We start from the raw sequence: 11359 nt of genomic DNA on the forward strand, positions 1-11359 counted from the left end.
GGCTTAGCGAAGCCAACCGATTCGATAGCCATCGATTCGCAAGATCAGTTCCCGATTCTGGCCAATCAAAACCGCCGACATCAGGCCGCCGTCGGAACCGCCAGAAGAACCATCAGTTGCTTCACCTTCCCACTGCACGTGAACTTTCAATGGCTCGCCGGGATCAGGCAACCGACCGATTTCGATGCAATCAAATGAGACTGGCAAACTCGGCCGATCAGCAACCCGGTAAGCGAGCATGCCCGCCGCGTACAAAACCGCATCCATCGTGGCTGGTGACAAAACCCATCCCAACAACGGACGCGCCTCGCCTGCCAAGTGAGCTGGACTGGGCGCGACGATGGTGCCGATCGCACGAGGTCGTTTCGCAGGATCTCCGCCAGACAAACCGGCGTCGGCATTCCCAAATCCAATCGTTCGCAAACACTGAAGCGATGGACCGTGATAGATCGGAGCCTGCTCGCTGGCGTATTGCACGGCTGACTCGACCACATCTTCGCTGCCCAGCGACACGACTGGCAGGCTGTCATCACCCAACTCAATCGTCGCCGCAAAATGCGGGCGTTGGGCTTGGACCAATCGACCATCTCGGCGACGCAAATCGCTGACCAAAGACCAACGGTCCGGCACTGTCGGATCTCGCAACAACTCCACCGCAAGGGCGTCATCTGTCATGAATTTGAGCGGCATCGTGGCCGAAACATCACGGCAACGCATGACTTTTTGATCGGTGCCCCAGCGAGCCGCTTCGGCCAGCATTTCGATCGCCATCACGAACGGCAACGTGGGACGTCCGTTGACCAAGTGATGCTTCAAAAACAGATCGCGTTCGGGGTCCAATGTCACCGCGAAGGAATCCTGCGATGTCGCTGGCATGCGTTCCGTTGGATCGATCATGGGCGATGGACCGGGCAACGAGCTCCCTAATCGCGACGATTCGGCGGGGAAGAATTTGCGTACATAACGGCGATCCGTGATCAGCACCTCGGCTTCCTCACCACCGTGCTCGACTTCGTTTAAAAAGTGCTGCAGCCCTTCTTCAGCCGGCATGAATTCCATGCCGATCATGTCCAGTGCCAGCTTGGCTTCAGGCTTGGTCGCCATCCCGACATCGCCCCAAGCGTGCCAATGAAAGGTCACGCATCGCGTCTCGGGACGCTGCTGTCGCAATCGCCCGATCAACTTGGCAAGCATCTCGTTGGCTGCGGAATAGTCCGTGTGTCCATTGGCACCGAAACGTCCGCTGATCGAACCGTAACCAAGGAACCATTCCAATGGATCGTTCTGCGTCGCGGATGCGAGCGCAATCGTGCCATCGATTTTGGCGGAAAAACACTGCGCCACTTTGTCGGGTCGCTTGCGATCAAAACGCGCGTCTTGGCCGGATCCGGCACCTTGGATCACACCACGGATAGGACCGTCCACGCTTCGGATTTTGGCAACAACCTCCGCCACCGCTTCGAAGTCCGAAACGTTGACGCTGTGATAGGTGGCCTCAATCGACCGTTCTCGACACGCTTCGAGCGTCAGGTCAATCTCGATGGCCTTCTCGAATTGCCGCCAAGTCTTGACGGGGTTGCCGCCTTCTCGCTGAATGCGCGCCATCTCGGATCGACGCAGGTCCGCTCGATCTCGCAGAGCATGTTCCCGCACGGAGGGGTCAATGTGCGGCACCGGGGCCATCCCCAGTAAATGCAGTTTCAACCCGTGACGTTCGGCCAATGCCATCGCTGTCATCGCCGTGATCCCACGACCTCCGCCGGCGACGATCCAAGTGCCACCAGGGGTGACCTGAGTCATCTGCGATGAAACATCGAGCGGAGAGTAGCGAGCTTCCGTTGCCAATCGCTGCTCACCTGCGACCGCGACTTCTTCGTCGTAGGACGGAACAGCTAACTCACGAAACACACCCTCGGCCAATTCCTCAGGGCTCGCATCCTCGATCTGATCAACGATCAACATCGGCGTGTCGCGGTAACCACGCATCCAGGCCTCGATCAACATCGCTTTGGTCAAACCAGCCAATCCGCCCGACTCGGCTGAACGACCATGAATCTGCGCAGAAGACTGAGCCAATGTCGACATGGCGTCGAAACCAAACCCGCCTCCCATCTTCAAGGTGGAAACCAACGAAGCCTGAGCCATCCGATCTTCGTCGATTGTTCGCTGCATCCAGCGCTGACAAACGCGATAGGGAATCGCAAGCGCATCGGATTGACGCTGTTTCCAACTCGTCGCGTCCAACGTTGTCCAACAAGCCGCATCGTCGTGCGGTGTGGTCAGGAAAAGGTGCGGTGTCGCATCAACGGACCAGACACGATCCAGTTCGGCATCGAGCTCTGGCAAAGTCAGCTGAGCTGCGATGCGATGAACCGGGACACCTGCCATTTGACATCGAGTCGCGATTGCATCGGCGACCGGGTTGTTGCCAAGAATCAGCGCGGCCCCATTGAGCGGAGGCATCGTCGGCATCCCATCGCGTCGAGGTGCCGATTTCGTTCGCATCACGAAACGATGGGTCCCCGAGGCGGGTGCCTGGGACGTCACTTCGGACGAGTCAGAACTGAGATTCAGCGAGGCGTTTTTTTTTTCGTCCGCAGGCTGACCAATCTGCTCCATCACAAACGCATGGATCGAAGACAAGGTCGGAAAATCCGACAGCTTCAAGTTCGACTCGCGAAGCGATTGCAACTCGTACTGTTGTTCCAGCTCGCCCAGCAACTGAGCTCGCTTGATGCTGTCGATCCCAAGTTCGCCTTCCAGATCCGCGTCCATGTCGATGATGTCTTCGTCGTAACCGGTTTGATCCACGACCAAGTCGATCATCAAACGTTGCAACGATTCCGCGGTGCTGTCGAGGTCCTGCGTCGGAATGGATTCGGACTGGTCGTTGTGTCCGCATGCGTCCATCGGAACGGACGCGAATTCGCTGCCTTCGATTTCAGCTGGATCACCGACCAGTTGCAGGATGTCATTGAGCGAAGCGAACTGAGCCAATCGCATGGACTGCGTGTCGACTTCCAAGTTGCCCCACTGAACGATTTCACCGATCAGCTGAGCCTTCTTGATGCTGTCGACACCCAACTCGGCTTCCAAGTCCGCGTCGAACTCGATCACCTCTGGGTCGTACCCCGTCAAATCCACCACGAGGTCAAACAAGAATGATCGAGCTGACCGCAGACGTTGCTGCATGTCCGCATTCGAAGCACGATTCGCCGCGGCGGTGACCGTTGCAATCGGCTGCATTTGACTGGAAACCACATCGCCATTTTGCATTCCGTTGCGATGATCACTTCCGTTCTCGCTGACCGAATGAACCGTCGCGGGTGCCACGACGCCAGAGGATCCCCTGACGTCCGAAACCGGCTTGAATGCCGACCGCGGCTCCTCCTGCGAGACTTCTTGTTGACGTCGACTCCGCCGCGTGACATCGACGACTTCGAACGCTGGCCGCGACGCCGTCATCGTGCTCGGCTGATGAACATCCGTTTGTGACGACGCCACGGACACGCTTGTTTCGGAAACCGATTCACTCGATGCCTTGGTCGATTGACCGAGTGATTCGTACGCCAACTCGATCAATTGTCGCTGACGATTTGGGTCGCGACCACGGTCATCCGCCGACATGCAGAGCACGTGCGGAGCAACCGTTGCAGTGGCCAATCGAGTCAGCACATTGTTGGGGCCAACCTCAACCAGTAATTCGCACCCATCGTGAACCAATCGCTCCGTCGCTCCGCTGAAGCACACCGGACGCGTCAACTGTGTGACCAAATTGTCAACGATGTCAGATGGCTCGGCCAGATATCGATTCGACACCGCCGACAAAAACGCAAAGCGTGGCGGACGCGCGTTCTGGCCGGTGAATCGAGCTTGCAGCATTTCTTGAGCTGGCATCATCTCGGGAGTGTGAAAAGCGGCCGGCACAGGAATCACAACCGACGCCATGCCAGCAGACGCCAGCTGCTTTTTCGCGGCCGTCATTTGCTCAGGGGCACCGGCGATCACTGTCTGTTGCGGTGAGTTGTGGTGCGAAATGGTGTAGCGAATTTCGGATCCTTGCAGAGCAGCGTCGACCGCCGATGGCGCTCCACGAACCGACAACAGTTCACCTCTTTCACGTGTCGTCATCACCACGCTGTCGCTTCGTGACTTTGCAAACTCGATGGCTTGCCGTGTGGTCACAACGCCCGCGCACCAAGCGGCGGTGCATTCGCCAAAGCTGTGCCCCAGCACCGCATCAGGACGCAAACCGCGACGCAGCAACGAATCCGCAAACATGGAACCAACTGCCAACACCCACGCCTGTGTCCACCACACATCGCGTCCGAGTTGCGATTCAGGATCGTGCAAACGATCCGAGATCACAGGCAAACCAAGCGATTTCAGCCGTTGATCGAAACCGTCCAAGAAAGCTCGGCTAGCAGATGAATCCTCGGTGTCCAACCAAGTCGGAACAGCCGAGTACTGCGAACCTTGCCCAGGGAACAACCAACCAACACGTGGACTGGCACACTCACCAGAGCGAGCGTTTGGTAGCCAAACCCAACCATCCTTTTTCGCCAACATCCCGGAGGCTTGTTGACGAATGGGCCCCGCAATCGCCGCTGATGCTGCGGCTGCCAACTCGCTGTCGTCTTTGCCCAACAAGACCGCTCGACAGGCCGTCGCGGAGGAGGACGTGAACGCCGACACGCAGCTTTCGCTCGCCGACTTTCCTGAGGCAACCTCGCTCAGGGCGACTCGCAACGCTTCCAAGGTCGCGCACTGCAGACGAACAACGAGCGTTCCCGACGAACCAGGCACCGATTCCTTCCTCAAGGATTCGGAACGAGATCGCGTCGACACGGAAGAAGTCGGCTGCGGCGTGGATTCGAGTGAGGTCGAAATCAAAGGAGTCTCACCGGAAGGCAAAGTGGACGGCTCATAGTTCATTTGGGGGGAGACACTATAATTGACTCGATATCCATCGTCGGCAACTTCCCCGATCGGAATTGAAACGTTCGAAGTCGGCTTGCTGCTGAATTGGGGCGTCAAAGTCGCCGCTATTGCTCGAATGATACCCTGACCGCCGCCCAAATGACCAATTTGGCCGACCAGCTTTTGGGAAGAAATAAATCCAGGCACCTGGGAATGACGAGCCGATTCAGCTCGCGCGGCCGCAACATCCGCCGAAAACGCCTCGGTTGGCTTGGACAACACGCCTAAAATGGTTCGCCCCTGTGCCTTGGCGTCGGACAAACGCTGAAGCGTCAAAACCGCAACGCCCTCGCCAGGAATGATCTGGGATCCATCGTCGGGCAAATCTTCCGGGCGGCCTGATGGCAACAGCTGCTCTTTGTGTGCGAGCTGCTCGAAGGCGACCAAGTCCATCCCGCGTTGAGTCACACCGCACAACGCCAAATCGATCGCTCCCTCATGCAACTGTTCCATCGCAGTGATCAACGCCAACCCGCCGGAGGCTTCGTCCGCGTCGACCGCGAACGCTCCGCCCATCAAGTCAAACGTTCTCGCGATTCGCGACGCGAGCGTGCTGGCCGTGAACCCACCGGTCTCATCCAGCAAAGCACCGTACTTTTCAAGCGTCAGCTTTCGCAGTTCATCAGCAACAATGTTTGTTTTTAAATCATCCCATCCCATCGATGCCAGCGTGCGACGAAGATGCTGGTTGATCTCAGGCAACCGCAAACCAATTTGCAACTCGTTGCTGAACTGGCCGCCAAAGATGGTTCCAACGACCACGCCGACTCGCTCGCGATCAACCGACCACTGGCCGCCATCGAACTCATCCATCGCCTGCCGAACAGCCTCGATCAGCATCAATTGAGCCGGGTTGGCATTGGCCACCATTTTCGGCGGGATTCGATACGACTGAGCATCGAATTTGAAATCTCGAATGTATCCGCCACGGCAATGCGGCGTCGTGTAACTCGATCGATCCGCACCTGGGTTCACACCAAGCCAAGCTCCGCTGCGAGTGCCGACCCAGCGGCCTTCCGGCGGATCGCTGATTGCAGACCGACCGCTTTGCAGCAACTCTCGAAATGCTTGAAGATTGGCAGCACCAGGCAACACGACACCGCGGCCAACAATTGCGATGGACTCCTCGACTTGCTGTTCTTGCGCGGTTGCTCGCCGGGAAGAAGGCATCTCTTCAATCACGGCATGAGCATTCAATCCGCCGATACCAAACGCATTGACAGCCGCCACGCGACCCTCGGAAGCTGTGCGACGTTGCCACGGTTCCACGCGGTCGACAATCCGAACCGGTGATTGATCCCAATCGTGACGTTCGGTTGGCAACGCAAAATTGATCGAAGGTGGAATCTTCCCGCGACGCATCGCCAGCAAGCACTTCACCACACCGACCAAACCAGCCGCTTCCAACAGATGCCCCAAGTTGCTTTTGACACTGCCGATGGGCAACACACTCTGCTGACTTTGGTTGGTTCGCAACAGCGAAGTCAAACTTTCCAGTTCGGTGGCATCGCCCACTTGAGTGCTGGTGGCGTGGCACTCCAAGTAATCAATGTTGAGCGGATCCGAATCGACGGCGCGTCGCATCGCTGTTTGTTGACCTTCACTTCGCGGCGCCCACAGACCTTTGCCTTTGCCATCCGACGCGACACCTACACCTCGCAAGGTTGCCAGGACGGGCAGCCCATTGGCCTCGGCAACACTTCGTCGAGCCACGACCACCGCCACATAACCTTCGCTGCTGATCAACCCGCTGGCACGGTTGTCGAACGGAAACGATCCTGTCTCGCTGCACGCACCTGACTGAGAGAACAACGCCAAGTTGTCGACATTGTTGAACGTCGCGCCACCGACGACCGCCAAATCCAAGCGGTTCGCTTCGATGGCGGATGCCGCATGCTGCAGCGCCAACAGAGACGACGAACAAGCCGCATCGATCACCTCGCGACGGCCTTCAAATCCCATCAACCGCGCGGCCAAAGAAGCCGCCGAATAGGCATTGAAAGCCGGTGAATGCCCCGATTCATACCGCGGCCGATCGCGACGAATGGCGGATGAAATCGATGCTTTGACCTGTTTTTTCGAATCAGAATCGACGGATTGCAGCGAAGGAACCTGGTCAACCAACTCCATCGCCGTGTCTGCCATCGTCGCCATGGCAAGCGGTCCGCCCAACTCTGTTCCACCACTGTGCCCAACAAAGACGCCAGCCCGAACGGGATCAACTGCGAGTGGACGATCGGATGTGCAATGCAGTGCCGAGGTGGACGACAAACCGCACGATCCCGAAGCTGCCTTGAGCGCCGCCACAGCGACCTGAGCAAACTGCCGATGCGTCAGGTCAAATACCCCGAGCGACCCAATCGCCTGCTCAACCGCAACATCCAATGGATCAGGTGAAACACAGCCACCAAGTTGCGTGTAGGTCTTTCCTGGAACGCCTTTTTGATTCTCGAAGTACAACTCGCGGTTCAAGCGATCTTCCGGCATCGGCGCGATCACCGAACGACCTTCAAACAGCATCTCCTCGAACGCTTGTGCGTTATCAACGCCGCCCGGCAAACGAACCTCAAAACCACAAATCACGCAGTCATCAGGATCGCCACCTTGGCCGACGACTGCTGGTTTCGCCGTGGGTTGCCCCGTCGCGGAAGTCTGTTTCGCCACCTTGGGTGCTTTCGATGGAACGGCCGACCAGTTGCCGATCATCTGCAGCAGTTCCTCACTGCCGATTTCAGGCGTGTCGTCCAGGTGCGTTGTTGCAATCACATCATCGATGTTCGCACGATCAAAGATGGGATCGTCTCGAAAGTATGGCAAAAACGTTTTCACAAATGGGCCGGCCATTTGATCCAGTTCTTGCCGTTCGCTGCCTGCCCGCGTTGAGGTCTTGCTGAGTTGCCGCGGTCGTTTCAGCCGATCCGGCTTTCGAGTCTGCAACCACTTCGTCGTCGCGGAATGAAATGCCGCGTCCAAGGACTCAATTGCCGTGCCCTCGCGTGTGGTCAGATGATACGTCCGGCCATGCAATCGAGGCGTGCTCATCACCTTGCAAATGGCCCGTGCGATCCAGTCCACGTCCACAATGTTCTTGCGTTCGCTTCCTGAAAACCCCAGGTCTCGAAACCACTGCCCATCTTCGGGCAAACCAAATCGCGACGCCAACATTTGGTACATCGAGAAGGCACCATAGATCGTTCGATCGCCGGAGACCGGCGACAGTCCCGTTCGATCGATCACGATCGACGGTCGATAAACGGTGAGATTCGACTCGCCGAATGATTCGCGAACGATCCCTTCCGCAATCAGCTTGCTGCGTTCGTAGTCGTTCGCAAACGATTGGCCGACCGCTCCTTCGGTTTCCTTCACGCGTCCCGATCGTTTGCCGCAAACGTACGCGGTGGAGACATGGTGGAACTGCGAGATCCCAACCTCCTGGCAAAACGCCAACACTTTCCCGGTGCCGTCGACGTTGGTTCGATAGGGCTCATTGTCGCCCTCCGGGTCAGCCGGCAGGAAGCTCAGGCTGGCTGCACTGTGCAACATTCGATCGCAGTTGGCCCGCACCCACTCAATCGACTCTTCTTTCAACCCCAGAGCATCTTGGTTCAAATCGCCTTCCAAAATCTTTGGACGTGGCAGGGACACTTGCCAGGCGTTCTCAAATCGACCGAGGATTTGCTCCATCCGTTGCTCTGCCGTCAATTTCCCCTTCGCGCGTACCAAAACCGCGCATTCGGTCCGGTCTCGCAATAACTCTGCCACCACATAAGAACCGAGCATTCCGCTGGCTCCCGTGATCAAGGGCATTCGTCGAGAGGTTGAATGGGACATGCTGAAAGCAGGGCGGTGTTAGCACGCCCTCAAATGGCTGAAGAACAAATGTTTCGTAGTGCCCAAGTCTATTCACCGAATCCGCTGTGCAAATGTCGTGGCACAAAAAGATGGCGTTGCCCCATGCCCCCAAACCAAAAATCCGAATCAATCGGATCACGCGGGCTAGGCGGATCGTGGCGATCGCTCACGCCGTGGCTCCCGGCGCTGGCAACCTCTTTCCAACGCGTCATTGAGAATCCAAGCCCGCCAAACTCGTCCCTGCCCCCGACATTCTCTCGCCATCAAAACAGCAGTCTTTCAGTTCACCGCGATGCCGATTCAGCTCAACCGCACCAACTGTCCACTTCGCTAAATCGCGAAATTCACGTTGAAAACGGGTTTCCGGTTTGGCGACACCACCCAAAGAGACTAGTTTGATTGGGACCCATGGAGACCTGTTCACTCGAATATCCAAGATCGATTCGGCTGTGCTTTGCTCCTGATTTCCTCTCTCAGCTAGACCTGCGATCATGCATTCGACGCCCAATCCGTCCCGGTTGCCGGCATCACCCAGACTGCCCGAGAGCCCTGATTCGCCCGTTCGCTGCCTGATGATCCAGCCCTGCTTCGAACAAACCAACTACTGGAATTTCGTTGAAAGCGCCAAAGCGATTGGCGCGAAAGCCACCGCACCGCCACTGGGCCTGATGACCGTCGCGGCCTTGTTGCCCCAGCAATGGGAATTTCGGATCGCGGACCAAAACGTCGCGCCGGTGGAGGAATCCGATTGGGAATGGGCCGACGTGATTTGCACGGGAGGCATGCTGCCCCAGCAACCTGGCATCCTGCACTGGGTGGAACGCGCCAACGCGGAGGGAAAGTTCGTCGTCGTCGGTGGACCGGACCCAACCAGCCAACCACAGATCTACCAAGACGCCGATGCGGTCGTCGTTGGCGAAGGTGAACTGACCATCCCGATGTGGCTGGATGCCTGGCGAGATGGCAATCCCAAAGGTCAATTTGAATCACCGCACAAACCCGATGTGACCACGACGCCGACGCCGCGTTTCGACTTGGTGGACTTCAATGACTACCTGCACGTCGGGGTGCAATCCTCCCGAGGCTGCCCGTACAACTGCGAATTCTGCGACATCATCGAGCTGTTCGGCCGGCGTCCTCGCGTCAAAAATCCCGATCAGTTCCTCGCCGAACTGCAACGACTTTATGACTTGGGCTACCGAGGCTGGGTCGACTTCACGGACGACAACTTCATTGGCAATCGCAAACTGATCAAACCGTTGCTGGTTGCGCTCAAGCAATGGAACGAAGAACACAATTACCCGTTTGTGTTCTCCACCGAAGCCAGCATCAATCTCGCCGACGACAAAGAACTGCTGGAACTGATGCGAGACGTTCAGTTCCGCTACGTCTTCCTGGGAATCGAGTCCCCTGATGAGGAAACGTTGATTCACACGCAAAAACGAATCAACACCGTGCATCCGATCATCGATCGAGTGCGAACGATCTACGACCACGGGATCTCCGTCGCGGCCGGGTTGATCATCGGATTTGACACCGACAAACCGGGCACCGATGGCCCCATGATCCGTTTCATCCAAGAAAGCGGCATCACACTATCGATGGTGGGCTTGTTGTCAGCGCTCCCCAACACACAGCTCACCCGGCGGCTATCCAAAGAACGTCGTCTGATTGATTCCGAACACAATTGGATTCAAGACCCGGGCGCTAAATACGAGCTTCGAAGTGTGGAGTCCAAGGATCAAACGATCAGCGGAATGAACTTCGTCACCACACGAGATCGAGTGGAGATCTACCAAGAGCTTCGCAACATCATTGAAAACGTCTACTCGCCGCGAGCCTTCATGGACCGGGTGATCGACACGGCGGCGCGAATCAAAATCGTCAACAAACATGTGCCCAACGCATGGGAATTCCGCCGCATGTTCAAGGGGTTCCGGACCATCGCCTGGCGAATGCTTCGCGACAAACGCACGCGATCGCTTTACATTCGCAACTTTGTTCGTGCAGCCATGATGGGGCCGACCAAGTTCGAATACGCGCATACCGTCATGGGCAGCTTCCTGCATTTTGATCTGCAGACCCAGAAGATGCTGGAGGCCCTCGATGTTTCCATCGACTTCGCCAAGCACCACGCCAAATACCCGCGAAGCGTCGCCGACATGCCAGCCATGGCCACCCAAAGCCAAGTCGTCTCGCTACCACTCGCACAATCCGAGGGCTGTCCCCCTCCCAACTAACTCGTAGCCAGCCAATTCTCCCGTAGCCGGATTCGCCAGAGTTCGGTTCGGACCACACTGAGATCACATTCGCGACACCCCCTGTCATCAACTTAAGTGTCCGGCGGTTCATTCCAGCTGCAACAAACAATTCCTTTCCATTGCGGGACCCTGCCCACCCTTATAAAGACCTGATGGCAAAGCGGCTCAAATCCAGTTGAAAGTACAATGAAGATCCCTTTTATTCTGATCGTCGCAATTAGAATGCCCCCGTCCACCCAGCCCCCAGGCCGCGTGGGCCAATCCTT

General features: G+C 57.2%; 2 protein-coding genes. One reads left to right on the forward strand and one right to left on the reverse strand.

From position 1 onward, the window contains the following. Positions 1–3: 3 nt before the first annotated feature. Positions 4–8811 (reverse strand): type I polyketide synthase, encoded by an 8808-nt coding sequence (locus PSR62_RS02740; RefSeq protein WP_274406300.1) that lies wholly within the window; start codon positions 8809–8811, stop codon positions 4–6. 593 nt (positions 8812–9404) lie between these two features. On the opposite strand from PSR62_RS02740, the gene PSR62_RS02745 reads away from it, so the two are divergent. After that, on the forward strand, positions 9405–11072 hold the full coding sequence (locus tag PSR62_RS02745; RefSeq protein ID WP_274406301.1) for a radical SAM protein: 1668 nt from the start codon (positions 9405–9407) through the stop codon (positions 11070–11072). The last annotated feature ends 287 nt before the right edge of the window (positions 11073–11359 follow it).

This window comes from Rhodopirellula sp. P2, assembly GCF_028768465.1.
Taxonomy (GTDB): Bacteria; Planctomycetota; Planctomycetia; order Pirellulales; family Pirellulaceae; genus Rhodopirellula.